Annotated in this window: 25 protein-coding genes and 1 pseudogene; 17 read left to right on the top strand and 9 right to left on the bottom strand. The window is 62.2% G+C overall.

All coding sequences use genetic code 11. The features are described 5' to 3' along the window. The first annotated feature begins 85 nt into the window (after positions 1-85). Positions 86-1,237: an MFS transporter gene (locus ACEN8E_RS08485; protein ID WP_495592214.1), complete on the top strand. Its 1,152-nt coding sequence runs from the start codon at positions 86-88 to the stop codon at positions 1,235-1,237. Positions 1,238-1,364: 127 nt separating this feature from the next. Here ACEN8E_RS08485 and ACEN8E_RS08480 read toward each other — a convergent pair whose 3' ends face one another. From ACEN8E_RS08480 to ACEN8E_RS08470, 3 genes are all read right to left on the bottom strand, one after another. Continuing rightward, positions 1,365-3,788, bottom strand: coding sequence for a TonB-dependent siderophore receptor (locus ACEN8E_RS08480; protein WP_495592213.1), 2,424 nt, complete (start codon positions 3,786-3,788; stop codon positions 1,365-1,367). Positions 3,789-3,886: 98 nt separating this feature from the next. Further along, the gene (locus tag ACEN8E_RS08475; protein WP_495592212.1) at positions 3,887-4,870 is read right to left on the bottom strand and encodes a FecR family protein; all 984 of its coding nucleotides are present in this window, start codon (positions 4,868-4,870) and stop codon (positions 3,887-3,889) included. 40 nt (positions 4,871-4,910) lie between these two features. Then, entirely contained in the window at positions 4,911-5,411 is a 501-nt protein-coding gene (locus ACEN8E_RS08470; RefSeq protein WP_495592211.1) for a sigma-70 family RNA polymerase sigma factor, read from the bottom strand. Between the two features lie 234 nt (positions 5,412-5,645). Between ACEN8E_RS08470 and tynA the strand changes: the two genes are divergently transcribed. Further along, the gene (gene tynA, locus ACEN8E_RS08465; RefSeq protein WP_495592210.1) at positions 5,646-7,934 is read left to right on the top strand and encodes a primary-amine oxidase; all 2,289 of its coding nucleotides are present in this window, start codon (positions 5,646-5,648) and stop codon (positions 7,932-7,934) included. A gap of 136 nt (positions 7,935-8,070) precedes the next feature. On the opposite strand, the gene ACEN8E_RS08460 is transcribed toward tynA, so the two are convergent. Both ACEN8E_RS08460 and ACEN8E_RS08455 read right to left on the bottom strand, forming a co-directional pair. Then, the gene (locus ACEN8E_RS08460; protein ID WP_495592209.1) at positions 8,071-8,379 is read right to left on the bottom strand and encodes a plastocyanin/azurin family copper-binding protein; all 309 of its coding nucleotides are present in this window, start codon (positions 8,377-8,379) and stop codon (positions 8,071-8,073) included. Positions 8,380-8,393: 14 nt separating this feature from the next. Continuing rightward, positions 8,394-9,362, bottom strand: a complete 969-nt coding sequence (locus tag ACEN8E_RS08455) for a metallophosphoesterase family protein (RefSeq protein ID WP_495592208.1) — start codon at positions 9,360-9,362, stop codon at positions 8,394-8,396. Positions 9,363-9,516: 154 nt separating this feature from the next. On the opposite strand from ACEN8E_RS08455, the gene ACEN8E_RS08450 reads away from it, so the two are divergent. Both ACEN8E_RS08450 and ACEN8E_RS08445 read left to right on the top strand, forming a co-directional pair. Continuing rightward, the gene (locus tag ACEN8E_RS08450; RefSeq protein ID WP_495592207.1) at positions 9,517-10,029 is read left to right on the top strand and encodes a sigma-70 family RNA polymerase sigma factor; all 513 of its coding nucleotides are present in this window, start codon (positions 9,517-9,519) and stop codon (positions 10,027-10,029) included. After that, positions 10,022-10,765, top strand: coding sequence for an anti-sigma factor family protein (locus ACEN8E_RS08445; RefSeq protein WP_495592206.1), 744 nt, complete (start codon positions 10,022-10,024; stop codon positions 10,763-10,765). The genes ACEN8E_RS08450 and ACEN8E_RS08445 overlap by 8 nt, the downstream gene beginning before the upstream one ends. Positions 10,766-10,777: 12 nt before the next feature. Here the strand turns inward: ACEN8E_RS08445 and ACEN8E_RS08440 are convergent. From ACEN8E_RS08440 to paaY, 4 genes and pseudogenes are all read right to left on the bottom strand, one after another. Then, positions 10,778-10,879 (bottom strand): annotated as a pseudogene (locus tag ACEN8E_RS08440) (metal ABC transporter ATP-binding protein); the annotation flags it as partial. A 15-nt stretch (positions 10,880-10,894) separates the two neighbouring features. Next, entirely contained in the window at positions 10,895-11,809 is a 915-nt protein-coding gene (gene feaR, locus ACEN8E_RS08435; RefSeq protein WP_495592205.1) for a transcriptional regulator FeaR, read from the bottom strand. A 101-nt stretch (positions 11,810-11,910) separates the two neighbouring features. Further along, entirely contained in the window at positions 11,911-12,834 is a 924-nt protein-coding gene (gene paaX / locus ACEN8E_RS08430; protein WP_495592204.1) for a phenylacetic acid degradation operon negative regulatory protein PaaX, read from the bottom strand. A 176-nt stretch (positions 12,835-13,010) separates the two neighbouring features. Beyond that, on the bottom strand, positions 13,011-13,607 hold the full coding sequence (gene paaY / locus ACEN8E_RS08425) for a phenylacetic acid degradation protein PaaY (RefSeq protein WP_495592203.1): 597 nt from the start codon (positions 13,605-13,607) through the stop codon (positions 13,011-13,013). Positions 13,608-13,956: 349 nt separating this feature from the next. Here paaY and paaF point away from each other — a divergent pair, with 349 nt between their 5' ends. The 13 genes from paaF (at position 13,957) to ACEN8E_RS08360 (ending at position 26,860) form a co-directional block, all read left to right on the top strand. Beyond that, complete coding sequence (gene paaF / locus ACEN8E_RS08420) at positions 13,957-14,730, top strand: 2,3-dehydroadipyl-CoA hydratase PaaF (protein ID WP_495592202.1); 774 nt, start codon at positions 13,957-13,959, stop codon at positions 14,728-14,730. A 37-nt stretch (positions 14,731-14,767) separates the two neighbouring features. Beyond that, entirely contained in the window at positions 14,768-15,559 is a 792-nt protein-coding gene (gene paaG, locus ACEN8E_RS08415; RefSeq protein WP_495592201.1) for a 2-(1,2-epoxy-1,2-dihydrophenyl)acetyl-CoA isomerase PaaG, read from the top strand. A 3-nt stretch (positions 15,560-15,562) separates the two neighbouring features. After that, positions 15,563-17,080, top strand: a complete 1,518-nt coding sequence (paaH, locus tag ACEN8E_RS08410; protein ID WP_495592200.1) for a 3-hydroxyacyl-CoA dehydrogenase PaaH — start codon at positions 15,563-15,565, stop codon at positions 17,078-17,080. After that, positions 17,073-17,519, top strand: coding sequence for a hydroxyphenylacetyl-CoA thioesterase PaaI (gene paaI, locus ACEN8E_RS08405; protein WP_495592199.1), 447 nt, complete (start codon positions 17,073-17,075; stop codon positions 17,517-17,519). Before paaH ends, paaI begins: the two co-directional genes overlap by 8 nt. Next, entirely contained in the window at positions 17,516-18,727 is a 1,212-nt protein-coding gene (pcaF, locus tag ACEN8E_RS08400; RefSeq protein WP_495592198.1) for a 3-oxoadipyl-CoA thiolase, read from the top strand. The genes paaI and pcaF overlap by 4 nt, the downstream gene beginning before the upstream one ends. A gap of 99 nt (positions 18,728-18,826) precedes the next feature. Then, entirely contained in the window at positions 18,827-20,152 is a 1,326-nt protein-coding gene (paaK, locus tag ACEN8E_RS08395; RefSeq protein ID WP_495592197.1) for a phenylacetate--CoA ligase PaaK, read from the top strand. 871 nt (positions 20,153-21,023) lie between these two features. Further along, positions 21,024-22,013, top strand: a complete 990-nt coding sequence (paaA, locus tag ACEN8E_RS08390) for a 1,2-phenylacetyl-CoA epoxidase subunit PaaA (RefSeq protein WP_495592196.1) — start codon at positions 21,024-21,026, stop codon at positions 22,011-22,013. 28 nt (positions 22,014-22,041) lie between these two features. Continuing rightward, the gene (gene paaB / locus ACEN8E_RS08385) at positions 22,042-22,323 is read left to right on the top strand and encodes a 1,2-phenylacetyl-CoA epoxidase subunit PaaB (RefSeq protein ID WP_007943393.1); all 282 of its coding nucleotides are present in this window, start codon (positions 22,042-22,044) and stop codon (positions 22,321-22,323) included. Between the two features lie 8 nt (positions 22,324-22,331). After that, positions 22,332-23,093 carry a 1,2-phenylacetyl-CoA epoxidase subunit PaaC gene (paaC, locus tag ACEN8E_RS08380; protein ID WP_495592195.1) on the top strand — a complete coding sequence of 254 codons (762 nt, stop codon included), beginning with the start codon at positions 22,332-22,334 and terminating at the stop codon, positions 23,091-23,093. Beyond that, positions 23,080-23,613: a 1,2-phenylacetyl-CoA epoxidase subunit PaaD gene (gene paaD, locus ACEN8E_RS08375; RefSeq protein WP_495592194.1), complete on the top strand. Its 534-nt coding sequence runs from the start codon at positions 23,080-23,082 to the stop codon at positions 23,611-23,613. The genes paaC and paaD overlap by 14 nt, the downstream gene beginning before the upstream one ends. Positions 23,614-23,647: 34 nt before the next feature. Beyond that, positions 23,648-24,724: a 1,2-phenylacetyl-CoA epoxidase subunit PaaE gene (paaE, locus tag ACEN8E_RS08370; protein ID WP_495592193.1), complete on the top strand. Its 1,077-nt coding sequence runs from the start codon at positions 23,648-23,650 to the stop codon at positions 24,722-24,724. Positions 24,725-24,908: 184 nt separating this feature from the next. Then, positions 24,909-25,217 (top strand): DUF485 domain-containing protein, encoded by a 309-nt coding sequence (locus ACEN8E_RS08365; protein WP_495592192.1) that lies wholly within the window; start codon positions 24,909-24,911, stop codon positions 25,215-25,217. Next, entirely contained in the window at positions 25,214-26,860 is a 1,647-nt protein-coding gene (locus tag ACEN8E_RS08360; protein WP_495592191.1) for a cation acetate symporter, read from the top strand. The genes ACEN8E_RS08365 and ACEN8E_RS08360 overlap by 4 nt, the downstream gene beginning before the upstream one ends. Positions 26,861-26,877 lie beyond the last annotated feature (17 nt).

Raw genomic sequence — 26,877 nt, 5'->3', positions numbered from 1 at the left:
CCGCAAAATTTTCCGGGCACTGATCGAACCCTCGCCGGCCGATCACTGTCCGTTGAGGATGTGACGTTTTTTGCCAGGGATTGATATGACCAGCCTCAACAACCAAACCACCTTCGTTCCCGGCCGCCTGGAACAGATGTCCACGCGCATCGCCTTTTTCATCGCCGGGTTCGGCATCGCCGCGTGGGCGCCGCTGGTGCCCTATGCCAAGGCTCGGGCCGGGCTGGATGAAGGCACGCTGGGTTTGTTGCTGCTGAGCCTGGGCGTGGGTTCGATTCTGGCGATGCCGTTGGCCGGGGTCCTGGCCTCGCGTTTCGGCTGCCGGCGCGTGGCGACCGGCGGGACCCTGCTGATCTGCGCCGCCCTGCCACTGTTGGCGACGGTGTCGTCGATTCCGGCCCTGATCGCTGCCTTGTTCATGTTCGGCGCAGGCCTCGGCACCGTGGACTCGACGGTCAACCTGCAAGCGGTGATCGTTGAGCGCGCCAGCGGCAAAAACATGATGTCGGGGTTCCATGGCCTGTTCAGCCTGGGCGGGATCGTTGGCGCGGCAGGTGTCAGTGCCTTGCTCGGGCTCGGCATTTCACCACTGGGCGCGACGCTGGTGGTGATCGTGCTGCTGTTGATCGCGCTGGCCAAGGCTGTGCCTCACCTGTTGCCCTATGGCAGCGAGAGTTCGGGCCCGGCGTTTGCCGTTCCCCATGGCATCGTCCTGTTCATCGGCGGCATGTGCTTCATCGTGTTCCTCGCCGAAGGCGCGGCGCTGGACTGGAGCGCGGTGTTCCTGGCGCAGGAGCGCGGTATCGACACCGCCTATGCGGGGCTCGGGTATGCGGCGTTTGCCTTGACCATGACCGTGGGACGCCTGAGCGGCGACAAAATCGTAAGGCGGTTGGGCGCGACACGGGTGATTGTGTTCGGCGGGCTGACAGCCGCCGCAGGTTTATTGCTGGCGACGTTCGCGCCGGGCTGGGAAGCCGCGCTGGTGGGTTACGCGCTGCTGGGTGGCGGTTGCTCGAACATCGTGCCGGTGTTGTACACCGCCGTAGGCAAGCAGACAGTCATGCCCGAAAGCGTCGCCGTGCCGGCCATTACCACCCTGGGTTACGCGGGCATCCTCGCGGGGCCGGCCGTGATCGGTTTCATCGCCCATGGCAGCAGCCTGAGTTTTGCCTTTGCCTTGATGGCAGTGCTGCTGGTGGCGGTGGCGATTGGCGGGAAGGTGTTGAAGGTCTGAAAAGCATCGCGGGCAAGTCGGATCGCCGCACCGCCGCTCCCACAAGGCCTTAGTCGTACACAAATATTGTGAACGCTGAAGAACCCTGTGGGAGCTGGCTTGCCAGCGATGAATTCACCTCGGTCTATCAGAACCCGACGCTGGCCTGCACGAAGAACGTGCGCGGCGCGCCGACGTACATGCCCGAGTTGTTGTCGCTGGAGCGGGTGAAGTACTGCTTGTCGAAGATATTTTTCACCCCCGCCCCCAGCTTCAGGTTCGACACCTGCGGGCCGAAGTCATAGCCGCCACGCATGTTCCAGGTCACGTAACCCGGAATGTCACCGAACTGGCCATCGGCGGTGCCTTCGGTGATGTAGTTGCCGTTGAAGCTGCCATCGGCGTTTACGCCGGTGCCCGGCGAGCGCTGTTTGGACTGGGCGAACGCATCGAGATTCCAGGTCCAGCGGTTGATGTCGTAACGCAGGCCCGCAGTGGCCACCTGACGGGAATAGAACGGCAGGTCACGGCCCTTGAAGCCCGGGATGTCACCTTCGTTGGTGGCGCGGGTGTAGGTGAAACCGGCGTTGGCGGTCAGGCCGTCGAGGCGTGGGTCCAGCGCGGCCAGATCGTAGTGCACCGACGTCTCGATGCCCTGGTGTTTGGTCGCGCCGAGGTTGGTCCAGCCCACATCGTTGCTGATGTATTGCAGTTCGTCGTCGAAGTCGATGTAGAACAGCGTCACCTCACCGCCCCACACGTCATCGTTATAGCGCGTACCGATTTCGTAGGTCTTGGCCTTTTCCGGCTGCAGGCCGTTGGCGGTGTTGTTGCCGACACCGCCCTGCCCCAGCTGGAAGTACTGCAGCGCGCCAAACGAAGTTTCGTAGTTGGCGAACAGTTTCCAGGCATCGGACACGTGATACATCACGCTCAAGGCCGGTAGCGGCTCATTGCTTTCGATGCTGCGGTTTTTCTCCGGCACGCGTTTGCCCGCCGTGTCGAGCACCGGGCGGTCATGCCAGTCGGTGCTGATGTGCTCGAAGCGAATGCCTGGCGTGACGGTCCAGTTGCCGACGTCGATCTTGTTGTCGACGTAGACCGAATTGGCCTCGGTTCCACCGGTACGGTCCTGATAGACATGGCCGTCCGCCCCCGGACGCACCACCGGCTCGTTGTTGACCAGCGCCACACGGCTGGCCTCTTCGTGCATCGCCTCTTTCAGGTAGCGATAACCGACGCTGACTTCCTGGGTGGTCGGGCCCACATCAAACACATGGGACACCCGTGGCTCGATACCAAAGGTGTAGTAGCTGCGCGGATAGGAGTTGAGTGTGCTCAGGTCGCGGGAGGCGATGGTGCTGCCACGAAAACTGTCGGTGTAGTAGGTCAGCACTTCGGCCTGGGTGCGATCGTCGATCTGCCGCGCCCACTTGAACGATACATCCTTGCGGCGGCCGCTGAAGTTGTCGTGGTCGCGTACGGACTGGAACGGGTCGGCGTCGAACTGCGCCTGGGTCAGGCCACCGGGCATGTCGGCCTTGGCATCGTAGTAGTGAAAATTGAGGCTGAAATCGTCGACATCGGTCGGCGCCCAATGGGTCTTGAGGATCACGTCGTCGATGTCGTTGCCGTTGTTGCTTTCACGGTAACCGTTGCCGTTCACGCCGGAGTACAACAGCGCCACGCCCATGCCGTTGTCGGCGGTGCCGCCCATGAACGCGGTGTCGATGTGCTTCCAGCCACCGTGCTGCGACGTTTCCAGGGTGGTGCCGATTTCCGCGGAGGCCTGTTCCGGGATTGCGCGGGTCACGAAGTTGATCACGCCACCCACGTTTTGTGGTCCGTAGCGCACGGAGCCGGCACCGCGCACCACGTCGATGCTGTCGAGGTTGCCGGAGGAGATCGGGGCCATGGACAGTTGCGGCTGGCCATAAGGCGCGAACGCCGCCGGGATGCCGTCGATCAGCACAGTGGAGCGTGGCGACAGGCGCGAAGTCAGGCCACGCACGCCGACGTTGAGGGAAATATCGCTGCCGCCGGTGCCGTTGGCGTCCTGCACTTGCACGCCAGGAACACGCTTGAGCACGTCGCCGACGTTCATCGCACCCTGCTCGACCATGGCTTCGCGGCGAATCACGGTGCGTGCCCCGGGGTGGTTCTGCACCACGGCGGCATCGGCATCGCCGAGCCAGTCACCGACGACCTTGATGTCCGTCACGCCCAGCTCCAGCGGACCGTTGGCTGCCGAGGCGGGTGCCGGCATCAGCGTCACCGAACCTGCATCGATCTGGTATTGCAGGCCGCTGCCTTGCAACAACTGGCGCAGCGCGTCTTCCGGGGCAAGGTTGCCATCCACCGCCGGAGCCTGTTTGCCGGCGACCAGTTCAGGGCTGAAGAACACCTGAAGCGAGGTCTGCTGGCCCAATTGGCTCAGGGCTTGTCCCAAGGGTTGCGCCGGGATGTGGATGCCGTCGGCCGCAAAGGCCTGGGGCAGCGCAACGTTGACCGCCAGCGCAAGGGCCAGCGGCAACCAGGGGAGTTTGTTGTTTTTAGCGGTGGGGTTTTTCACGTCGAACGTATTCCTGTGGATCGCAAGAGTGTGCGCTTGTTAATGCAAACCAGTTGCAGTTGAACAGGAAGACGATGAACTCGAAAAAAACCTGAATTTTATTTTGAAATTATTTCCTGACTGCCGTCGCCAAGGGTGCGCACGGCCACCGGCAGGATGCTCGGCAAGGCCTTGAGCAGCGCGTCGGTGTTGTCGGACTTGAACACGCTGGTCAGGCGCAGATTGCCCACCGCCGCGTTGCCGACCTTCAGCGGTTTCTCCCGATAACGCGAGACCTGCTCGGCGACTTCGGCGAGGCTGGCGTTGTCGAACACCAGTTTGCCGCTGCGCCAGGCGGTCATTTCCGCCGGGTTGACGGCATAGGCGGCGGCAACATTGCCCTGGGCATCGACGTGGGTGCCAAGGCCTGCAGTCAGATTGATGAAGTCGCTGTCGGCAGCATCGCGGCCTTGAACCTTGACAGTGCCCTGCTCCACCACCACCCGGGTTTCGCTGGCGCCGCGACGCACATCGAAACGGGTGCCGGTGACCGTGACCTTGCCGCTGCCCGCCGCGACCACGAAAGGCCGGCGGGTGTCATGCTCGACGCTGAACATCGCTTCGCCTTCGCTCAGCTCGACGTTGCGTTGACCCTTTTCAAAGCGCACCTGAATCCGGCTGCGGCTGTCCAGATCGACCACCGAGCCATCCGGCAGCGCCACATGGCGTCGCTCATTCAGGGCCGTGGAAAACTCGGCGGTGTACGGCGCAGGATGATTCAGGCCGCTGAACAGGCCCAGGCCGAGCGCCACTGCCAGCACGCTGGCCGCCACCGCGTAACGCAGCACGGGACGCCGCTTTTTCAGGGCTGGAGGGGCTTCACACAAGGCACGCAAACGCGCCCCCCGCCCCACCGCGGCGGCGCTCCACAACCCCTGGAGCACTTCGAATTCGTAGCGGTGTTGGGGGTGTTCGTCCAGCCAGGCCTGAAACCGGCGACGCACTTCGACATCGACCACAGGCGCCTGCAATCGCACAAACCACTGCGCCGCGTCATCGCGAACCGTTGTTTGCCCGCACGCACAATCACGAGTATCCATCATGGAAGTTCCTGTTTGGCCGGGGAAGAGAAGGCGCGGCCGGTCATGACTGCAGCCCGTCCAGGCGATCGCGCAGGTGCCGAAGCGTGCGGATCATATACTTTTCCACCATGTTCCTGGACAGCCCCAGGCGTTCGGCGATTTCGGCCTGGGTCAGGCCCTCGATTTTCTGCCAGACAAACACCTTGCGGCAGTTGACCGGCAGCTCGGTGAGCGCCCGTTCGATGGAATCAGCCAACTGGATCGCGTGCATGAAATGCTCCGGGTCGCCGGTCGGCGACTCACTGAGATCGATCGCCTCTGACTCCATGGCGCCCCGCCGGTCCTCACGCCGATAACCATCCACGGCGATGTTGCGCGCGGTCTGGTGCAAATACGCCCGGGGCTGCTCCACCCGCGCCGGATCGGACTCAAGCACCCGCACGAAGGTATCGTGGGCCAGGTCCTCGGCCTGCTGACGGTTTCTCAGGCGACGGGTCCAGGTGCCAACCAACTCTTCGTAATGCTCGAAAAAGCCGTGTCTGCGGGGCAGCTTGAGGGTCATTGCGCTGTGCTGTGGAGACGGGGTGCGAATAGTAATGCTTCCTATTAACTGGAAGCAATGGTTTGCAGTCCTCTACATCAGGCACTTTGTCCGCTTGCCTTTGCGCATTTCGTCAGGAAAGCTGGCTTGCGGCACAGAACCAAAGAAATCTGGCAGGCATTCAAATGCAACCATTGACGGGTTGGAACACAGTGCAGAAATGCCTGTACCCGGCTTTTCCCCAGGAATTCTCACATGTTCAGCTCCAAAGCATTGCCTAAAAGAACACCGCTTGCCCGTCTGGCCCTGGCCATCACTCTGAGCACCCTCGGCCTGCCTTTCTGGGCCAACACTGCCCAGGCCCACGGCGGTCACGCCGACATGGTGCCGCTGCAAGCGGGTCTGGAGGCCTTTGGTGCCACGGTGAAATGGGACGATTACGCCAACCTGTTCACCATTGCCAAGGACGGGGTCTATCTCAAGGTCAAGCCCGACAGCAAAGTGGCGATGCTCAACGGCAAGCGGATCGAGCTGACAGTGCCGGTGGTGTTCAAGGACCACACGGCGTTCATGTCCACGGACTTCATCAACCAGGTGTTCCAGTCCGGCCTGGACAAGACCTTCGTCGTCGAGACCCGCCCCAACCCGCTCAACCCCCTGAGCGTTGCCGAAATCACCACGGCCGTGGACATCGTCAAGAAATCGGAAAACTACAAACCCGGCTTCCGCTTCACCGAAGTCTCGGTCAAGGAACCGCCCAAGGATCAGGTGTGGAACTTCGCACTTACCGGGCAAAACGTCGCCCAGCCGCGTGAAGCCTCAATCGTGGTGCTCGACGGCAAGAATGTGATCGAGGCGCTGGTCGATCTCGACAGCAAACAGCTCAAGTCCTGGAAGCCGATCGAAGGCGCCCACGGCATGGTACTGCTGGACGATTTCGCAACGGTGCAATCGGCCGTCGAGACCAGCCCGGAATACGCCCAGGCCCTGGCCAAGCGCGGCATCAACGATGTGAAAAAGGTCGTGGCCACGCCGCTGACCGTCGGCTACTTCGATGGCAAGGACGGCCTGGCACAGGACAAGCGCCTGCTGAAAATCGTCAGCTATCTCAACACCGATGACGGCAACTACTGGGCGCACCCGATTGAAGGGCTGGTGGCGATTGTCGACCTGGAACAGAAGAAGCTGATCAAGATCGAAGACGAAGCGCTGATCCCGGTGCCGATGAAGCCGACGCCTTATGACGGGCGCGGACGCAAGGGCGTTGAGGTCAAACCGCTGGAAATCACCGAGCCCGAGGGCAAGAACTACACCATCAGCGGCAACAGCATTCACTGGCAGAACTGGGACTTCCACGTTCGCCTCGATTCGCGGGTCGGCCCGATCCTGTCCACCGTCACCTACGACGACAAGGGCAAGAAACGCAAAATCATGTACGAAGGCTCGCTGGGCGGCATGATCGTGCCTTACGGCGACCCGGATGTCGGCTGGTACTTCAAGGCCTACCTCGACTCCGGCGACTACGGCATGGGCACCCTGACTTCACCGATTGCCCGCGGCAAAGATGCCCCGGAAAACGCCGTGCTGCTGGACGCCACCATCGCCGACTACACCGGCGCACCAACCGAGATCCCGCGCGCCATCGCAGTGTTCGAGCGCTACGCCGGCCCGGAATACAAGCACCAGGAAATGGGCCAGCCCAACCTCAGCACCGAGCGTCGTGAGCTGGTGGTGCGCTGGATCAGCACCGTGGGCAACTACGACTACATCTTCGACTGGGTCTTCCAGCAGAACGGCACCATCGGCATCGACGCCGGCGCCACCGGTATCGAAGCGGTCAAGGGCGTGAAATCGAAAACCATGCACGAAGACACCGCCAAGGAAGACACGCGCTACGGCACCCTGCTGGACCACAACATCGTCGGCACCACGCACCAGCACATCTACAACTTCCGCCTCGATATGGACGTGGACGGCGAGCAGAACTCACTGGTGGAAGTGAACCCGGTGGTACTGCCGAACGACCGTGGCGGCCCGCGCACCAGCACCATGCAGACCGAAACCAAAGTCGTCGGCAACGAGCAGCAGGCGGCACAGAAATTCGACCCGTCGACCGTGCGCCTGCTGACCAACCTCAGCAAGGAAAACAAAGTCGGCAACCCGGTTTCCTATCAGTTGATTCCGTACGCCGGCGGCACGCACCCGGTGGCCAAGGGCGCCAACTTCGGCAAGGACGAATGGCTCTACCACCGCCTCAGCTTCATGGACAAGCAGCTGTGGGTGACGCAATACAACCCGGAAGAGAAGTACCCGGAAGGCAAGTACCCGAACCGCTCGGACAAGGATTCCGGCCTCGGGCAATTCACCCAGGACAACCACTCCATCGACAACACCGACGATGTGGTCTGGCTGACCACCGGCACCACCCACATCGCCCGTGCCGAAGAGTGGCCGATCATGCCGACCGAATGGGTGCATGTGCTGTTGAAGCCGTGGAACTTCTTCGATGAAACACCGACCCTGAACCTCAATTCACCGAAATAAGGCACACACAAAACCCTGTAGGAGCGAGCCTGCTCGCGATGGACGTCAACGATGACGCGGGCTGTCTGAATACCCGCGTTGTCCCGACGTTTTTCGCGAGCAGGCTCGCTCCTACAGCAGATCAGGGATCAGCGGATTATTGGCTGACCACAATCCTGCCGATCATCTGCGGATGCAGCGCACAAAAATACTCATACTCCCCCGGCGTGTTGAACACCCAGGAGTAACTGTCACCGGTGTCCAGCGCCGCCGAGCGAAACACCTTGTGCGTCTCCGCCACCGTGTGCGGGATCTCGTCGTCGTTCACCCACGTCACTTTGGTGCCCACAGTGACCGCCAGATCCTTGGGGCCGAACATGAACTCCCTGATATTGACCTTCACCTCCTGAGCCCATACCGGCATCGCCAGCATCATGCAGGCAACCGCCAACCATCGCGCTTTCATTCGCTTACCCTCCCCTAGACCAGTGTCGAATCGATCAGCGCCAGCGGATGCTCACCCTGCGTCGCCCGCACGTCGGTGACTCCCAGGTAATTGCGCAGTTGATCGGCGGCCACCGTCATCGGCCCAGGCGTCGGCGCTGTGCCCGGCGCGGGTTGCGGATACGCGGTGCCACGGGCGGTATGAAAGGTGATATTGCCTTCGACCTTCTGGATGACCTGATGGATATGCCCGTTCAAAACCGTCACCGAACCGTAAGGGCGCAGCATGGCAATCGCCTGGTCGCCATCCTCGGTGCCCCAACCCCAAGGCTGATAAATCGTCCACAACGGAATATGGGTAAACACCACGATGGGCGTGCTGCTCGTAACAGCGCGCAGGTCGTCGGCCAGCCACGCCAATTGATCGGCGCCCAGGGTCGCCTCATGGCCCGCCTGGAAGTTGAAGACGTTCACCAGCGCGATGAAATGCACGCCGTGGTCATCGAAGCTGTACCAGCCATTGCCTTTGGTGCCTTTGCCGTAGCGTTCCAGATAGAGCTTGCCGCCGCCCTCGTCGAGGGTGTCGTGCTCGCCCGGCACGTAGTGCACGGTGGACGGCAGGCCTTTGAGCAATTGGGCGGCGGTGTCGAACTCTTCGGGCTTGGACAGGTGGGTGATATCGCCGGTATGCAGGATCAATGAGGGCCGTTTTGGCAGCGCGATGACCTTGTCGATGGCCACCTGCAAGGTCTTCACCGGGTCCGGGTTGGCCTCCTTGTTGAATCCGATGTGCGAATCACTGACCTGCACAAAGTGGAAGTTGCCGGCGAGTGCCTTGGGGTCGGCGACATTTCCCGCGTCATCCAGGGCGAACGCCCGGGGAATGCCGCCGCACAGGGCCCAGACCACGCCAGCCCCGGCCCACGCCGAACATTTGAGCAGCGTGCGGCGGTCAGGATTGAGCAGGCCGTCGACGCGCCGTTGGTTTTTTGAATGGATGTTCATCGGTTTTCCCTCGCAAGCGAACTACAGTGATGCAGCTGACACGAGGTAAAACCTTGTGGGACGAGTCTTTATTCCCGGTCGAAAAATATTCTTTTTCCGGGGAATAAAATGCCACGGACCACAGTTATGGAAGAGGGACAGTGCGGGAACCACCATGACGCGATTTGAGGAATTGTTTGCGCCCCACCTGGACGCCGCCTACAACCTCGCACGCTGGCTCACCGGCAACGACAGCGCCGCGCGCGATGTCGTGCAGGAAAGCGCCCTGCGCGCCTTCAGGTTTTCCCAGCGTTTCGTCGATGGCAACGCCAAGGCCTGGTTCCTGACCATCGTGCGCAATGAAAGCTACACCTGGCTCAAGGCCACGGCCGGGCGTCATTGGGTTGCTTTCGGCGACGATATTGCCCAGGACCAGGGAGCATCAAGCCACGACCAGACCCCGGAGTTGCTGGCCATTCACACGGAAAATGCCGCGCTGGTCCAACAAGCCCTGTGCGCCCTGCCACCAGCATTCCGTGAGGTGATTGTTCTCAAGGAGCTCGAAGACATGCCCTACAAGGACATCGCCCTGGTGGCCGACATTCCCCTCGGAACCGTCATGTCGAGACTGGCCAGGGCTCGCGCCATGCTCAAGCTCGAACTACTGAAGCTGCACGATCATGAATGAACTCGACTGCACGGTTTGCCAGCCATTGATCCATGGTTATCTGGACCAGGAACTTGACCCTGCGACCGCGGCGCAAGTGGCCGGGCATTTGGCCGAGTGCGCCGAGTGCGCGCGCCAGCGCGATCAGGCAAGGCTGCTGATGACCAGCGTCAAGCAACGGGCGCCCTACTACGCGGCACCAGCTTCGCTGACCGCCCATGTATTGGCCCTCGACACGCCTGCCCCGCGCTTTCTGGAACGTTGGCGAGCGTGGTTCGCGCCGGCGTTTTCTGCGACGGCGCTGGCCTTGGCGGTGATGCTTTATGTGGCGACGCCCGGCAGCGAACAGCCGTTGATGGACGAGGCCGTCTCCAGCCACGTTCGCTCATTGATGGGCGAGCATTTGAACGATGTGGTGTCGTCCGACCGCCATACCGTGAAACCCTGGTTCACCGGCAAGCTCGACTTCTCGCCACCGGTATCCGATTTCTCGGCGCAGGGTTTTCCACTGCTGGGCGGGCGCCTGGACTATCTGCAACACCAGACCACGGCGGCCCTGAGTTACGGGCGCAACAAGCACATTATCAATGTGTTCATCCTGCCCACGCCGCAGGCCGACAAACCGCGCCGGAGCGAAACGATCCGTGGCTTCAACGTGGTGTCCTGGCAAGAGAACCATATGCGCTTCGTGCTGGTGTCGGACCTTGAGAAAAGTGAGCTGGAGGCGCTGGGCCAGTTGCTCCGCAATGGCGCATAAAACATCCATGCCCTGTGGGAGCGAGCCTGCTCGCGAAAGCGGTGTGTCATTCAAGATAAATGTTGACTGACCTGACGCCTTCGCGAGCAGGCTCGCTCCCACAAGGTGATGAATTGTGGATGCAAGGCTTCAGGCATGCTGCTTGCGGTACTCCCCCGGCGCAATACCGAAGCGCGACTTGAACGCGGTGGAGAAGTAGCTCGAATCGGAAAAACCCCACGAATACCCCAGCACCGACAACTTCTGCTCCTTGCCCGATTGACGCAGGGATTCGGCGCACAGGTCCAGGCGACGGTTCTTGATGTAGCGCGCCACCACCAGGCCTTTCTTGGCAAACATCCGGTACAGGCCACGGGTGGAGATGCCGACCTCCCGCGCCAGCCATTCCGGGCACAGGTCCTCGGAGCTGATGTTTTCATCAATGCAGGTGAGCGTCTTGCGGAAGATCCGCTCGTGGACATCAGTGCAATCGTCGGCCTGGCTGATCGCCGGGCGCAGCAGACTGACAATCGCCTCCAGGGTTGCTTCGCTTTCCTGGCGGGTCAGATGCTGCTGGCGGGAAGCATCGAGGATCAACCGATGCGAGAGCATCGCGATAGGCGAGCTGGCAGCAATCCGGTGGCCGCACTTGACCTGACTGAAGCGCAGGGTTTGCTCGACCAGTTGATACGGCAGGATCAACGACAACTGCCGGGAATTTTCGCTGTAGATGAAGTCGCTGGGCCGCGAGGCATCGATCAGCGTGATATCACCAGGGGACAACAGGACCTTGTCGTCGCCCTGAGCCATGCCCGCCGTGCCGTCGAGCTGGAACACCGCAAAATACTTGCCGCCCTCGCCCGCCGCGACTTCCTGGGGCGTACGGTACAAACGCGCCTGGCATGCATCGACGAAACTGAGCTTGAGCGCATCGCTCTGGTATTCGCGGATGCGCCCGGCGAATTCGCTGCCCAGGGGTTGTGCGTTGAAAGCGCCACAGATCTGGTTGATCTGATGGATCCACTGATCGAACCCATCATGGCGCTGTGCTGTTGTAGAAATCATGTCAGGCCTCGCGCAGGCTTATTTTTATTGTCTACGTCAATCCACACGACATCGGATGCTTCAAGTCTCCTGAACAGCACCACTCCCTGAACAATGACGTGCTATTTCAATCCGCCAAAACGCCGATAGAAGCTTTCACCCACATCCGGCAACGGGCCGTCGGCCGTTTCCAGTGCAGCGTTCAGCCATTCTTCGGCCTTGGCATAGATCAAACGGTAAATGTTGCGGCACAACTGCCGGGCGGCACGGCCTTCCCAATCGCCGGGCAACAACTCGTCCGGCAGCTGCGGGTCGCGCAGCAGCAGCTTGCGGTACTCGTGAATCAACAGCACCCGCGCCAGGAAGCAGTCGGCAGGCTGCAGGTTTTCCTGCTCGCGCAGCGCTTGCCACAGCGGCCGAAACAACTGGATGAACTCGCTGTAGTGCGCAGCCAGCTCCTCGATGTTCCAGCTTTCGCGCACTTGCAGGCGCAGCGCTTTGGAAGCCAGAACATCCTGGGCAGTGGTTTCGAAGACGATGGTGTCCTCCTGCGCGCCGAGGTCGAGCAGCGTTGCATTGACGTCAGAACGGTCGGTGCGTGGACAGGCCAGCACCATCGGCGAAATCGCCCCGAAGCCTTGCCACTCCAGTTCCTCGCGCACCTGTTTGCGTTTGTCCTGGGTCAGTTGCGAGAGCATCACCAGGCACCAGGAACCATCCCAGGCCGGCATCGTGGTGCTGTAGACACGCTTGAAGGCTTTGTCGAATCGCCGGCGACCGGTGCCGGTCAGGCTGTAATAGCTGCGACGACCGACTTTCTCGGCGGTCAGCCAGCCTTCCTTGGTCAGGCGAAAAATCGATGTACGGATCAAACGCTCGTTGATGCCGATGGGTTCGAGCAATTGAATCAGGCTGCCCAGCCACACGGTGCCGCCATGGGGTTCGATGGCATCCCCGTACAACGTGATGATCAAGGAACTGGCGCGGATCGGCGTCTGCTCCTGGAAGCGTGTAATCAGATGGTTCAAGGGTGTCAGGGACGACATGGGCGTTCCGTGCAAAAAAAGAAAAGGAATATACCGAAAACCTGCCTGTTAATCGCACCCACCTGTAGGAGCGAGCTTGCTCGCGAAAAACGTCCGGACAATACGGGTATTCAGACAGCCCGCGTCATCGTTGACATCCATCGCGAGCAGGCTCGCTCCTACAAAGGGATTTGTATTCACTGGGAACTGCCTTTCGGCCGCAACCCTCTGTCGCTGATGCGCGGGCGATCAGCTTCCGGCTCGCTCAGCGGTTCGCAAACCTGCATCTGCATGAGGCACCGCTTGGCCAGCTCCTGGTACTCACGTGTGCCCGCCTGTTTCCACGCCACTTCCTGATCGCTGAGGGTGCGCTTGATGCTGGCCGGTGCGCCCATGACCAGCGACTGTTCCGGGCATTCGAAGCCGGCCTTGACGAACGCCGCCGCCGAAACGAATGAACGCGGGCCGATCCGGGCGTTGTCCATCACCACCGCATTCATGCCCACCAAAGCGTCGGCGCCAATCCGGCAACCGTGCAGCACCGCGCCGTGGCCAATGTGGCCGTTGCGCTCGACCACCGTGTCGCTGTCGGGAAAACCGTGCATCACGCAGGTGTCCTGCAGGTTGGCGCCCTCCTCCAGCACGATCCGCCCGAAGTCCCCGCGCAAGCTGGCCAGCGGACCGACATAGCAATGCGGGCCAATGATCACGTCACCGATCAATACGGCAGACGGGTGCACATAGGCACTCGGGTCAACCACAGGGGTCAGGCCATCAAGGCTGTAGCAGGTCATGAAAGCGTCCTTCACAAAGCGATGCAAATAATGGCTCATTTTGTATCACATCAGTTTTCCAAGCACAAAGATTAAAAAGCGTATCACTTGAAATACAGCTTTCCGACGAATGCCAATGTGCCGTTTGAATCGGGCTTAAACCCAATATATTCGGGGTCAAACCCATCATCAGTGTCCTTGCTTTTGCAGAGAAACCAATCAAAACCCACACCAATAAGACACATTAAATCTATTTTCGTATTGCATTTACGTATCACGTTATAGCTATACTTGGGCAAAACCGGCCCCTGCAGCCGATCCAACAACAAGCCGGCATCACCGCCGTGCGTACACCGTGAGGGCAACCGCCGTGCCTCAAACCCTGACCGTCGAAACGATCGAGACTGGCGTGCGCCTGATTACCCTGCAGCGCCCGCAAGCGCTGAATGCCCTGAACACCCAACTGCTGGGCGAACTGGCGGACGAACTCAGCGCCGCCCAAGCGGACCCCGACACCCGCGCCGTGGTCATCACCGGCAGCCGCAAGGCCTTCGCCGCCGGTGCCGACATCAAGGAAATGGCCGAGCGTGACCTGGTCGGCATCCTCGACGACCCGCGCCAGGCCTCATGGCAGGCCATCACCCGCTTCAGCAAACCGCTGATCGCCGCCGTCAACGGCTTCGCCCTGGGCGGTGGCTGCGAACTGGCGATGCACGCCGACATCATCATTGCCGGCGAAGACGCCCGCTTCGGCCAACCGGAAATCAACCTCGGGATCATGCCCGGCGCCGGTGGCACCCAACGCCTGCTGCGCGCTGTCGGCAAATCCATGGCCATGCAGATGGTGCTCACCGGCGAGCCGATCGACGCCCGCCAGGCCCAGCGCGCCGGCCTGGTCAGCGAAGTCACGCAACCGGAATTCACCGTCGAGCGCGCCCTGCACATCGCCCGCAGCATTGCGGCCAAGGCGCCACTGGCCGTGCGCCTGGCCAAGGAAGCGCTGCTCAAGGCCATGGACACCGACCTTGCCAGCGGCCTGCGCTTCGAGCGCCACGCCTTTACCGTGCTGGCCGGTACCCGCGACCGCGATGAAGGCATTGCCGCGTTTCAGGAAAAGCGCAAGCCGACCTTCACCGGCCAGTAATCACCGAATTCGAGAACTCCCAGAGAGCGCCCAAACCATGAATTTCGAACACATCCTGTTTTCCGTCGAAGCCGGCGTCGCCCTGCTCAGCCTCAACCGCCCGGACCAGCTCAACAGCTTCAACACCCAGATGCATGGCGAAGTGAAAGAAGCGCTGAAACAGGTGCGCCAGAACCCGGACGTGCGCGTCCTGCTGCTGACCGGTGAAGGTCGCGGCTTCTGCGCCGGGCAAGACCTGAGCGACCGCAATGTCGCGCCGGGCGCCGCCGTGCCGGACCTGGGCGAATCCATCGAGAAGTTCTACAACCCCATGATCCGTCAACTGCGCGACCTGCCGATGCCGGTGATCTGCGCGGTCAACGGCGTGGCAGCCGGTGCAGGCGCCAACATTCCATTGGCTTGCGACCTGGTACTGGCCGCGCGCTCGGCAAGCTTCATCCAGGCCTTCTGCAAGATCGGCCTGATCCCCGATTCCGGTGGCACCTGGACCCTGCCGCGCCTGGTCGGCATGGCCCGCGCCAAGGCCCTGGCCTTGCTCGGCAATCGCCTGACCGCTGAACAGGCCGAACAATGGGGCTTGATCTACCGCTGCGTTGAAGACGCCGAACTGCGCGACGAAGCGCTGAAACTCGCGCAACACCTGGCCACCCAGCCAACCTACGGCCTGGCGCTGATCAAGCGCAGCCTCAACGCCAGCATGAGCAACAGCTTCGACGAGCAGCTGGACCTGGAGCGCGATCTGCAACGCCTGGCCGGGCGCAGCGAGGACTACCGTGAAGGCGTCGGCGCCTTCATGGAAAAACGCACCCCAAGTTTCAAGGGACGCTGAGTCATGACCGCATTGAATAAAACTGAACGCGTCGCCGTGATCGGCGCTGGCGCCATGGGTGCCGGTATCGCCCAGGTCGCAGCTCAAGCCGGGCATCCGGTATTGCTGCTGGACAATCGTCCCGGTGCTGCCGCTCAGGCCATCGAAGGCATTGACCGGCAATTGGGCAAACGCGTCGAGAACGGCAAGCTGTCCGCCGAATCGCGCAGTGCAACCATTGCCCGCCTGCAAGCGGTGGAAGCCATCGAAGCCCTGGCCGACTGCGACCTGATCATCGAAGCCATCGTCGAGAACCTTGAGGTCAAACGCGCACTGTTTCGCCAGCTCGAAGGCATCTGCGGCGAGCACTGCATCCTGGCCAGCAACACCTCGTCGCTGTCGATCACCAGCATCGCCGCGCAACTGCAACGCCCGCAGCGCCTGCTCGGCCTGCACTTCTTCAACCCGGCGCCAGTCATGGCACTGGTGGAAATCGTCTCCGGCCTGGCCAGCGATCCGGCACTCGCCGAATGCCTGTACGACACCGCCAAAGCCTGGGGCAAGAAACCGGTGCACACCCGCTCCACACCGGGTTTCATCGTCAACCGCGTGGCCCGGCCGTTCTACGCCGAGAGCCTGCGAATGCTTCAGGAAGGCGCTGCCGATTGCCCGACACTGGATGCGCTGATGCGCGAAGCCGGCGGCTTCGCCATGGGCGCGTTCGAACTGACCGACCTGATCGGCCACGACGTCAACTACGCCGTGACCTGCTCGGTGTTCAACGCCTATTACCAGGACACCCGCTTCCTGCCGTCGCTGATCCAGAAAGAACTGGTGGACGGCGGACGTCTGGGGCGCAAAAGCGGACAAGGCTTCTACAGCTACGCCCAAGGCGCCGAACGCCCGCAAGCAACTGAAATCAGCAGCACCGCGAGCGTCGAGACTTGTATCGCCGAAGGTGACCTCGGCATCGCCCAGGGTTTGCTGGCGCGCTTGAGTGAGCAAGGCGTCGAAGTCATCCGCCGCGACGGCCGCGGGTTGTTGCGGGTGGGTGACGCAGTGCTGGCCCTGAGCGACGGCCGCATGGCCTGCCAGCGCGCCCGCGAAGACGGGTTGCGCAACCTGATCCTGCTGGATCTGGCCCACGATTACGCCAAGGCCCAGCGCATTGCCATCAGCTACTCGAACGGCATTGATCCGCTGGCACTCGAACAAGGCGTTGCCCTGCTGCAACGGGCCGGCCTCAAGATCAGCCTGCTCAGCGACAGCCCGGCCCTCGCCGTCCTGCGCACCGTCGCCATGCTCGCCAACGAAGCCGCCGACGCCCTGCTGCAAGGCGTGGCCTCGGCCGCCGACATCGACCTGGCCATGCGCGCCGGGGTCAATTATCCGCAGGGCCCGCTGGCCTGGGCCGACACCATCGGCCTGCCCCATATCCTGACCGTGCTGGACAACCTGCAAGCCGCCTATGGCGAAGAACGCTACCGGCCATCGCTGCTGCTGCGCCGCCGGGTTGCCGAAGGGAGAAACTTCCATGACTAACCGCGAAGCGATGAACCTGGCCAGCGACTGCGCGCAAGCGTTGTTCCAGCGCGACACCGCCAGCCAGGCCATGGGCATGCGCCTGCTGTCCGCCGGCCCAGGCGTTGCCCGCGTGGGCATGACCGTGCGCGCCGACATGCTCCAGGGCCACGGTACCTGCCATGGCGGCTACCTGTTTGCCCTCGCCGATTCGGCGTTTGCCTTTGCCTGCAACAGCTACAACGAGGCCACGGTGGCCATCGGCTGCAGCATCGACTACATCGCCCCGGCGCACCTGGGCGACACGCTGAACGCCGACTGCACCGAGCAAAGCCGCTCCGGGCGCACCGGCAACTACGACGTACGCATCGAAAACCAGCAGGGCCAGCTGATCGCCCTGTTCCATGGCAAATCCTACAAAGTGCGCGGCCCGGTGCTGACGCAGGAGAACCCCGAATGAAAGACGCCCTGATCATCGACGCGGTGCGCACCCCCATCGGCCGTTACGCTGGCGTCCTGAGCGGCGTGCGCGCCGACGACCTCGGCGCGGTGCCGTTGCGCGAACTGCTGCGCCGCCACCCGCAAGTCGACTGGAACACGGTCGACGACGTGATCTACGGCTGCGCCAACCAGGCGGGCGAAGACAACCGCAACGTCGCGCGCATGTCGGCGCTGCTGGCCGGGTTGCCGGTCAGCGTGCCGGGCACCACCCTCAATCGCCTGTGCGGCTCCGGGCTGGATGCCATCGGCACCGCCGCCCGGGCGATTCGCAGCGGCGAAACCGGGCTGATGCTGGTCGGCGGCGTTGAATCCATGTCCCGCGCACCGCTGGTGATGGGCAAGGCCGAGCAGGCGTTTTCCCGTGCAGCCGACATCTTCGACACCACCATCGGCTGGCGCTTCGTCAATCCGTTGATGAAAAAGGCCTACGGAATCGACTCCATGCCGGAAACGGCAGAGAACGTCGCCGAACAGTTCAACATCTCCCGAGCCGACCAGGACGCCTTCGCCCTGCGTAGCCAGCAACGCGCTGCCGCAGCCCAAGCCAACGGTCGTCTGGCCAAAGAAATCGTCGCGGTGGAAATCCCCCAGCGCAAAGGCCCGGCCAAAGTAGTCGAGCACGACGAGCACCCACGCGGCGACACCACCCTTGAGCAACTGGCCAAACTGGGCACGCCATTCCGCGAAGGCGGTAGCGTTACCGCCGGCAACGCCTCCGGGGTCAACGACGGTGCCTGCGCCCTGCTGCTGGCAAGCCCGGAAGTCGCCCAACGCCACGGCCTGACCGCCCGTGGCCGCGTTGTTGCGATGGCTACCGCAGGCGTCGAGCCGCGCATCATGGGCATCGGCCCGGTACCGGCCACCCGCAAGGTGCTGGAACTGGCCAACCTGAGCCTGGCGGACATGGACGTGATCGAGCTCAACGAAGCCTTCGCCGCACAAGGCCTGGCGGTGTTGCGCGAACTGGGTCTGAGCGACACCGATCCGCGGGTCAACCCCAACGGCGGCGCCATCGCCCTTGGTCATCCGCTGGGCATGAGCGGCGCACGACTGGTGACCACCGCCCTGCACGAACTGGAAGAACGTAACGGCCGCTACGCCTTGTGCACCATGTGCATCGGTGTCGGCCAAGGGATCGCGCTGATCATCGAACGTCTATCCCACTAAAGAACCGCGATTCCCGAGGAGCCCAGAGGTATCCTTGGGGCATGCACTCAAAGCCCCGCTGCAAAGGGGCTTGAACACAAAAACAATTCGAGTGAAACCATGAACATGCCTATTTCCCAATCCACGCTTGATCCCGTGCTGGACCCGCTGGAAACCGCCAGCGTCGACGAACTCCGTCAGCACCAGCTCGAACGTCTGCGCTGGAGCCTGAAACACGCTTACCAGAACGTACCGTTGTACCGTCAGCGCTTCGATGCCCTGGGCGTACACCCGGACGACATCAAGTCCCTCGAGGACCTGGCGAAATTCCCGTTCACCACCAAGTCCGACCTGCGCGACAACTACCCCTACGGCATGTTCGCCGTGCCTATGCACGACGTGGTACGCCTGCACGCCTCCAGCGGCACCACCGGCAAACCGACCGTGGTCGGCTACACCCAGAACGACATCGACACCTGGGCCAACGTCGTGGCCCGTTCGATTCGCGCCGCCGGCGGCCGTCGTGGCGACAAAGTGCACATTTCCTATGGCTACGGCCTGTTCACCGGCGGCCTCGGCGCGCACTACGGCGCCGAACGCCTGGGCTGCACGGTGATCCCGATGTCCGGCGGCCAGACCGAAAAACAAGTGCAACTGATCAAGGATTTCCAGCCGGACATCATCATGGTCACGCCGTCCTACATGCTCAACATCGCCGACGAAATCGAGCGCCAGGGCATCGACCCGCACAAACTGGCCCTGCGCCTGGGCATCTTCGGTGCCGAACCGTGGACCGCCGAACTGCGCAGTGCCATCGAGGCGCGCATGGGCATCACCGCCCTGGACATCTACGGCCTGTCGGAAATCATGGGCCCGGGCGTGGCCATGGAATGTGCGGAAACCAAGGACGGCCCGACCATCTGGGAAGACCACTTCTACCCGGAAATCATCGACCCGGTCACCGGCGAAGTACTGCCGGACGGTCAGATGGGCGAACTGGTGTTCACCTCCCTGAGCAAAGAAGCCCTGCCGATGATCCGCTACCGCACCCGCGACCTGACGCGCCTGCTGCCGGGCACCGCGCGCCCGATGCGGCGCATCGACAAGATCACCGGACGCAGCGACGACATGCTGATCATCCGCGGGGTCAACGTGTTCCCGACGCAGATCGAGGAGCAGGTGCTGAAAATCAAACAACTTGCCGAGTGCTACGAGATCCATCTGTATCGCAACGGCAACCTGGACAGCGTTGAGGTGCATATCGAACTCAAGGCTGAGCATCAGCACATGACCGACGAACAGCAGAAGGCTGTTTGTGGCGAGCTGAGCAAGCACATCAAGACTTACATCGGGATCAGCACGCGGATCGTCCTGCGGCCGCTCCATTCGATCAAGCGTTCCGAGGGCAAGGCCAGCCACGTTGTGGATAACCGCCCTAAAGCATGACTGCTGCACCTTTTATAGCCCCGCTTTTGCGGGGCTTTTTTTTGGATTGGGATTGGGATTGGGAGCATATCCGTTGCTGCGGTAATGGCGGCTTATGGTTCCGCCCTTACGGCGGGTTACTTGGAAGATCGGAGCGCCGCCCGGCCATCCATGGCCGTACGCGGCTAACCCGGCATCCCTGCCGGGTTACCCACTGCGCAGAACCTGCGCTCGGCCTCTCGAGGGGGCAAGCAGATCAAAAACCAAAGCCAAAGCGAGGCGGCCTGACAGCCGGCCTGATCGCGATTGAACGCGCTCCCCCTGTAGGAGCGAGCCTGCTCGCGAAAAACGCCGGGACACCGCGGGCATTCAGGCAGCCCGCGTTATCGTTGACGACCATCGCGAGCAAGCTCGCTCCTACAGGGCCGAGCGTTAGCTCGCCTGCCGCTCTTGATCTTGATCCACCCGCCCCTTCGGCAGGCTGAGCGCAGGTGTTCATCCGGGGAATGGCGCGTAGCGCCGTTCGACGCAGTCGAACCCATTGCATGCAGGTCGCGCGCAGCCGACCGGAGGGCAATGCCCCCCGGATGAATGCCGGAGCGAAGGAACCCCGAGCCTTGGCGAGGGGCCGGACGTTCGGGGCGAGCGCTTTTTTTGCTTACTTTTTTTGAGGCGCTTGTCAAAAAAAGTGAGTCGCCGTAAGGGCGAAACCCTAAGCCGCCGTTACCGCAGCAACGGATATGTACCCCACCCAAATACCCCGCCGCCCCCAAAGCGATACAAAAAACAAATACGACACGTCATTTTGTGTTTGATATTAATTTCTGTATCGCTTATAAAGTTATCCATGCCCTCGAAATGCCCCTGAACAAAAAAGAGGCCGGAGACCGAAATGTACGCACAGCTAGTAGAAACAGGCGTCAAGCGCATAAAAGACCTCTCGGAGATGTCCGATGAGGAACGCGCCTTCCAGGAAAAAATCGATTCAGAAATCAAGATCGAAGCCAAGAACTGGATGCCAGATGCCTACCGCCAGACCCTGATCCGGCAGATTTCCCAGCACGCCCACTCCGAAATCGTCGGCATGCTGCCCGAAGGCAACTGGGTCACCCGCGCGCCATCGCTCAAACGCAAACTGCAACTGATGGCCAAGATCCAGGACGAAGCCGGCCACGGCCTGTACCTGTACAGCGCCATGGAAACCCTGGGCGCCGACCGCGATGAAGAAATCGCCAAGCTGCACAGCGGCAAGGCCAAGTACTCGAGCATCTTCAACTACCCGACGCTGAACTGGGCCGACATGGGCGCGGTGGGCTGGCTGGTGGATGGCGCGGCGATCGTCAACCAGGTGGTGCTGCAGCGCACCTCCTACGGCCCGTACTCGCGGGCGATGATCCGCATCTGCAAGGAAGAGAGCTTCCACCAGCGCCAGGGTTACGAAATCCTCCTGACCATGATGCGCCACGGTACCCAGGCGCAAAAAGACATGGTCCAGGACGCGATCAACCGCCTGTGGTGGCCGTCGCTGATGATGTTCGGCCCGAGCGACGAACACTCGCCGAACAGCGCCCAGTCCATGGCCTGGAAAATCAAGCGCCAGAGCAACGACGAACTGCGCCAGCGCTTCATCGACCAGACCATCCCGCAGCTTGAGCTGCTGGGCTGCACCTGCCCCGACCCGGACCTGAAGTGGAACGCCGAGCGCGGCCACTACGACTTCGGCGAAATCCAGTGGAGCGAATTCTACGAAGTGCTCAAGGGCAATGGCCCGTGCAACCAGGAACGCGTCGCCACTCGCCGCAAGGCGATTGAAGACGGTGCCTGGGTTCGTGAAGCCGCCGTCGCCCACGCCCGCAAAAAACAAAACAAGAACGCCGCCTGATCCGGCCACCTGATGTGGAGTAACTGAAATGTCCGAGTGGACCCTCTTCGAAGTTTTCGTGCGCAGCAAGCACGGCCTGAACCACAAGCACGTTGGCAGCGTGCATGCCGCCGACACCACCATGGCCATCGAGAACGCCCGCGAGCTGTACACCCGTCGCAGCGAAGGCGTGAGCCTGTGGGTAGTGCCTTCGGCATTGATCACCGCTTCGTCGCCGGATGAGAAAGACCCGCTGTTCGACCCGTCGGACGACAAGGTCTACCGCCATGCCAGCTTCTACGAGCTGCCGGCCGAAGTCGGGCACATGTGAGGTCGACCATGGACAACAAGACTGATCTGATCGAATACCTGCTGCGCCTCGGTGACAGCGCCCTGATCCAGGGCCAACGCCTGTGCCAGTGGTGCGGCAAGGCCCCGGCACTGGAAGAAGAGCTGGCGTTGATGAACGTCGGCCTCGACCTGGTGGGCCAGGCGCGCAACTGGCTGGAATACGCCGCCGAACTGCTGGATGACGGCCGTGACGCCGATCACCTGGCGTTCCGCCGCGACGAGCGCGCCTACCGCAACCTGCTGCTGGTGGAACAACCCAACGGCGACTTCGCGGTGACCATGCTCAAGCAGTTCCTCTACGACGCCTGGCACTTGCCGGTGTTGCAAGGCCTGAGCCAGTCCAGCGATGAGCGCATCGCCGGGATCGCCGCCAAGGCGGTGAAGGAAGTCACCTATCACCTGCGCCGCTCCGGCGAGTGGGTCGAGCGCATGGGTGACGGCACCGAGGAAAGCCACAAGCGCATGCTCGCGGCCACTCCTGAAGTCTGGCGTTTCACCGTCGAGCTGATTGCCGCCGATGACAGCGAACAGCGCCTGTGCGCAGCCGGCATCACGCCGGATATCGCCACTGTCGCCGCTGCATGGCAAGCCAAAGTCGAGCAGATCTTCGCCAGCGCCACCCTGCCCGTGCCGGCCGCGCCAAGCTACTTCTACCTGAATGCGCGCAAGGGTCTGCACACCGAACACCTGGGCATTCTGCTGGCTGAAATGCAGTTCCTGCCACGAGCGTACCCCGATGCAACCTGGTGAGTTGATCGCCAGCGACCTCGGCGCCCGGCCGGCTCAACCGACCGACCTGGCTGCCGCGTGGGCGATCCTGTCCGAAGTCATGGACCCGGAAGTGCCGGTGGTCAGCGTTGTCGACCTGGGCATCGTCCGGGATCTGGACTGGCAGGCCGGTCACCTTCACGTGGTGGTCACCCCGACCTACTCCGGTTGCCCGGCCACCGAAGTGATCGAGGGCGACATCCGTGCCGCCCTGGAACAGGCTGGTTTCAACGCCCCGCGCCTGGAGCGCAAGTTGACTCCGGCCTGGACCACCGACTGGATCAGCGACAGCGGCCGTGAACGCCTGCGCGCCTACGGCATCGCACCGCCCGAGGGCAGTTCCAGCAAGCGCAGCCTGCTCGGAGAGAGCCCGGTGATCGCTTGCCCGCAATGCGGCAGCGTCCACACCGAGGTGCTCAGCGAATTCGGCTCCACCGCCTGCAAGGCGCTGTATCGCTGCGTCGATTGCCGGGAACCGTTCGACTATTTCAAGTGCATCTGAGCGGCGAATCGGCCGTCCCAGCTGGAGAACAACAATGAGCAAATTTCACAGCCTGACCATCAAGGACGTGCGCACCGAGACCCGTGACGCGGTGTCCATCGCCTTCGAGATTCCGCAGGACCTGCAAGACAGCTTCCACTTTACCCAGGGCCAGCACCTGGTGATGCGCACCCAGCTGGACGGCGAAGAAGTGCGTCGCTCCTACTCGATCTGCACCGGCGTCAACGACGGTGAACTGCGCGTGGCGATCAAGCGCGTGGCTGGCGGGCGTTTTTCCGCCTACGCCAACGAACAACTGAAAGCCGGGCAAACCCTGGAAGTCATGCCGCCCGCCGGGCACTTCAGCGTCGAACTCGACCCGGCACGCCATGGCAACTACCTGGCCGTGGCGGCGGGCAGCGGCATCACGCCGATCCTGTCGATCATCAAGACCACCCTGGAAACCGAACCCCACAGCCGCGTGACCCTGCTGTACGGCAACCGTTCCAGCTCTGGTGCGCTGTTCCGTGAACAGCTTGAAGACTTGAAGAACCGCTACCTGCAGCGCCTGAACCTGATCTTCGTGTTCAGCCGCGAACAGCAGGACGTCGACCTGTACAACGGTCGGATCAACGCCGAGAAGTGCGAACAGCTGTTCAGCCGCTGGCTCGACGTCAAGGCCCTCGACGCCGCCTTCATCTGCGGCCCGCAGGAAATGACCGAGACCGTGCGCGACAGCCTCAAGGCCAAGGGCATGCAACCCGAGCGCATCCATTTCGAACTGTTCGCCGCCGCCGGCAGCGAGCAAAAGCGTGCCGCCCGCGAAGCCGCCCGCCAGGTCGATGCGGCGGTCAGCCAGATCACCGTGATCAGCGACGGCCGCGCCCTCGCCTTCGACCTGCCGCGCAACAGCCAGAGCATCCTCGATGCGGGCAACGAAGTGGGCGCCGAACTGCCTTACTCGTGCAAGGCCGGCGTGTGCTCGACCTGCAAGTGCAAGGTCATCGAAGGCGAAGTGGAAATGGACAGCAACCACGCCCTGGAAGACTACGAAGTGGCCGCCGGCTATGTGCTGTCGTGCCAGGCCTTCCCGATCAGCGACAAGGTCGTGCTGGACTTCGACCAGCTCTGACCCACCGTTTTCAGGAACAACCACAAAACCTGTGGGAGCGGGCTTGCCCGCGATAGCGGTAGATCAGTCACCAGCGATGTTGAATGTGATGGCCTCATCGCGGGCAAGCCCGCTCCCACAGTTTCAGCGTTCGACCCGAATACACCGTTTCACCCAAAACAAAAACAACAAAGGAGCGCGCGTCATGACACCCCAAGACATAGAACTCATCCACCAGCACCCCGACTTCATCCAGCTGGTACGCCGCAAGCAGGCGCTGTACTGGTCGCTGTCGCTGATCATGCTGGTGATCTATTTCGGCTTCGTACTGCTGGTGGCTTTCTCCCCTTCTACCCTCGGCCAATCCCTGAGCGGCGGCGTGACCACCGTGGGCATGCTGGTGGGTGTCGTAATCGTCGGGCTGGCCTTTGCGTTGACCGGATTCTATGTCTATCGCGCCAACAACGTGATCGACCCGCTGAATGAAAAACTCAAGCAGGAGTGCGCACGATGAGCCGCCTTCTCGCGTTGTTCCTGCTGCCGCTGGCAGCTGTCACTGATTTTGCGATGGCCGCTGACGGCGCAACCCGTCCACTGAACTGGAACGCCATCGGCATGTTCCTGGTATTCGTGCTATTCACCCTTGGTGTGACCCGCTGGGCCGCCCTGCGCACCCGCTCGGCCAGTGATTTCTATACCGCCGGCGGCGGCATGACCGGCTTCCAGAACGGCCTGGCGATTGCCGGCGACATGATCTCGGCGGCGTCTTTCCTCGGCATTTCCGCGATGATGTTCCTCAACGGCTACGACGGTTTGCTCTACGCCCTGGGCGTGTTGGCCGGCTGGCCGATCATCCTGTTCCTGATCGCCGAACGCCTGCGCAACCTCGGCAAGTACACCTTCGCCGACGTGGTTTCCTATCGCCTGGAACAAACCCCGGTGCGCCTGACCTCGGCCTTCGGCACCCTGACCGTGGCCCTGATGTACCTGGTGGCGCAGATGGTCGGCGCCGGCAAGCTGATCGAATTGCTGTTCGGCATCGACTACCTCTATGCCGTCATGCTGGTCGGCGTGTTGATGGTGTTCTACGTGACCTTCGGCGGCATGCTCGCCACTACCTGGGTGCAGATCATCAAGGCGGTGATGCTGCTGTTCGGCACCACCTTCATGGCGTTCATGGTGCTCAAGCACTTCGGTTTCAGCACCGAGGCGATGTTCGCCGGCGCCACCGCCGTGCACGCCAAGGGCAACGCCATCATGGCGCCGGGCGGCTTGCTGTCGAATCCGATCGATGCGATCTCCCTGGGGCTGGGCATGATGTTCGGTACCGCCGGCCTGCCGCACATCCTGATGCGTTTCTTCACCGTCAGTGACGCCAAGGAAGCGCGCAAGAGCGTGTTCTACGCCACCGGTTTCATTGGTTACTTCTACCTGCTGCTGATCATCGTCGGCTTCGGCGCGATCGTCATGGTCGGCACCGATCCGTCATACCGCGATGCCACTGGCGCGATCATCGGCGGCGGCAACATGGTCGCGGTGCACCTGGCCCAGGCCGTGGGCGGCAACCTGTTCCTTGGTTTCATTTCGGCGGTGGCCTTCGCCACCATCCTGGCGGTGGTCGCCGGGCTGGCGCTGTCCGGCGCCTCGGCGGTGTCCCACGACCTGTATGCCTGCGTGATGCGCAAGGGTCAGGCCAGCGAACAGCAGGAGATGCGCGTGTCGCGGATCGCCACGCTGTGCATCGGCGTGCTGGCGATCATCCTCGGCCTGCTGTTCGAATCGCAGAACATCGCCTTCCTCTCGGGCCTGGTGCTGGCCATCGCCGCGTCGGTGAATTTCCCGGTGCTGTTCCTCTCGATGTACTGGAAAGGCCTGACCACCCGCGGCGCTGTCCTCGGCAGTCTGTCCGGACTGGTCTCGGCGATTGTATTGCTGGTGCTGAGCCCCGCGGTGTGGGTCAACGTGATGCATCACGACAAGGCACTGTTTCCGTACTCCAACCCGGCGCTGTTTTCCATGAGCCTGGCGTTCTTTAGTGCATGGCTGTTTTCCGTCACCGACACCTCGCCCCGTGCAGCCCTTGAGCGTGGCCGTTATCTGGCGCAGTTCATCCGCTCAATGACCGGCATCGGTGCCACCGGCGCCAGCAAACACTAAACGACGACCAATCGGTT

The organism is Pseudomonas sp. Pseusp9 (genome assembly GCF_059491265.1).
The sequence above is the reverse complement of the archived record's forward strand: the minus strand, read 5'-3'. Positions and strand labels throughout refer to the sequence as shown.

Excerpts from the sequence above, each read along its gene's own strand:
- paaG (WP_495592201.1), top strand. The coding sequence starts at position 14,768 with ATGAATTTCGAACACATCCTGTTTTCCGTCGAAGCCGGCGTCGCCCTG.
- ACEN8E_RS08445 (WP_495592206.1), top strand. The coding sequence starts at position 10,022 with ATGAATGAACTCGACTGCACGGTTTGCCAGCCATTGATCCATGGTTAT.
- ACEN8E_RS08475 (WP_495592212.1), bottom strand. The coding sequence starts at position 4,870 with ATGATGGATACTCGTGATTGTGCGTGCGGGCAAACAACGGTTCGCGAT.
- feaR (WP_495592205.1), bottom strand. The coding sequence starts at position 11,809 with ATGATTTCTACAACAGCACAGCGCCATGATGGGTTCGATCAGTGGATC.
- ACEN8E_RS08360 (WP_495592191.1), top strand. The coding sequence starts at position 25,214 with ATGAGCCGCCTTCTCGCGTTGTTCCTGCTGCCGCTGGCAGCTGTCACT.
- paaH (WP_495592200.1), top strand. The coding sequence starts at position 15,563 with ATGACCGCATTGAATAAAACTGAACGCGTCGCCGTGATCGGCGCTGGC.
- ACEN8E_RS08470 (WP_495592211.1), bottom strand. The coding sequence starts at position 5,411 with ATGACCCTCAAGCTGCCCCGCAGACACGGCTTTTTCGAGCATTACGAA.
- paaD (WP_495592194.1), top strand. The coding sequence starts at position 23,080 with ATGCAACCTGGTGAGTTGATCGCCAGCGACCTCGGCGCCCGGCCGGCT.
- tynA (WP_495592210.1), top strand. The coding sequence starts at position 5,646 with ATGTTCAGCTCCAAAGCATTGCCTAAAAGAACACCGCTTGCCCGTCTG.
- ACEN8E_RS08450 (WP_495592207.1), top strand. The coding sequence starts at position 9,517 with ATGACGCGATTTGAGGAATTGTTTGCGCCCCACCTGGACGCCGCCTAC.
- paaA (WP_495592196.1), top strand. The coding sequence starts at position 21,024 with ATGTACGCACAGCTAGTAGAAACAGGCGTCAAGCGCATAAAAGACCTC.
- paaI (WP_495592199.1), top strand. The coding sequence starts at position 17,073 with ATGACTAACCGCGAAGCGATGAACCTGGCCAGCGACTGCGCGCAAGCG.
- ACEN8E_RS08455 (WP_495592208.1), bottom strand. The coding sequence starts at position 9,362 with ATGAACATCCATTCAAAAAACCAACGGCGCGTCGACGGCCTGCTCAAT.
- paaK (WP_495592197.1), top strand. The coding sequence starts at position 18,827 with ATGAACATGCCTATTTCCCAATCCACGCTTGATCCCGTGCTGGACCCG.
- paaE (WP_495592193.1), top strand. The coding sequence starts at position 23,648 with ATGAGCAAATTTCACAGCCTGACCATCAAGGACGTGCGCACCGAGACC.
- ACEN8E_RS08485 (WP_495592214.1), top strand. The coding sequence starts at position 86 with ATGACCAGCCTCAACAACCAAACCACCTTCGTTCCCGGCCGCCTGGAA.
- paaC (WP_495592195.1), top strand. The coding sequence starts at position 22,332 with ATGGACAACAAGACTGATCTGATCGAATACCTGCTGCGCCTCGGTGAC.
- paaB (WP_007943393.1), top strand. The coding sequence starts at position 22,042 with ATGTCCGAGTGGACCCTCTTCGAAGTTTTCGTGCGCAGCAAGCACGGC.
- paaX (WP_495592204.1), bottom strand. The coding sequence starts at position 12,834 with ATGTCGTCCCTGACACCCTTGAACCATCTGATTACACGCTTCCAGGAG.
- ACEN8E_RS08460 (WP_495592209.1), bottom strand. The coding sequence starts at position 8,379 with ATGAAAGCGCGATGGTTGGCGGTTGCCTGCATGATGCTGGCGATGCCG.
- ACEN8E_RS08365 (WP_495592192.1), top strand. The coding sequence starts at position 24,909 with ATGACACCCCAAGACATAGAACTCATCCACCAGCACCCCGACTTCATC.
- paaY (WP_495592203.1), bottom strand. The coding sequence starts at position 13,607 with ATGACCTGCTACAGCCTTGATGGCCTGACCCCTGTGGTTGACCCGAGT.
- pcaF (WP_495592198.1), top strand. The coding sequence starts at position 17,516 with ATGAAAGACGCCCTGATCATCGACGCGGTGCGCACCCCCATCGGCCGT.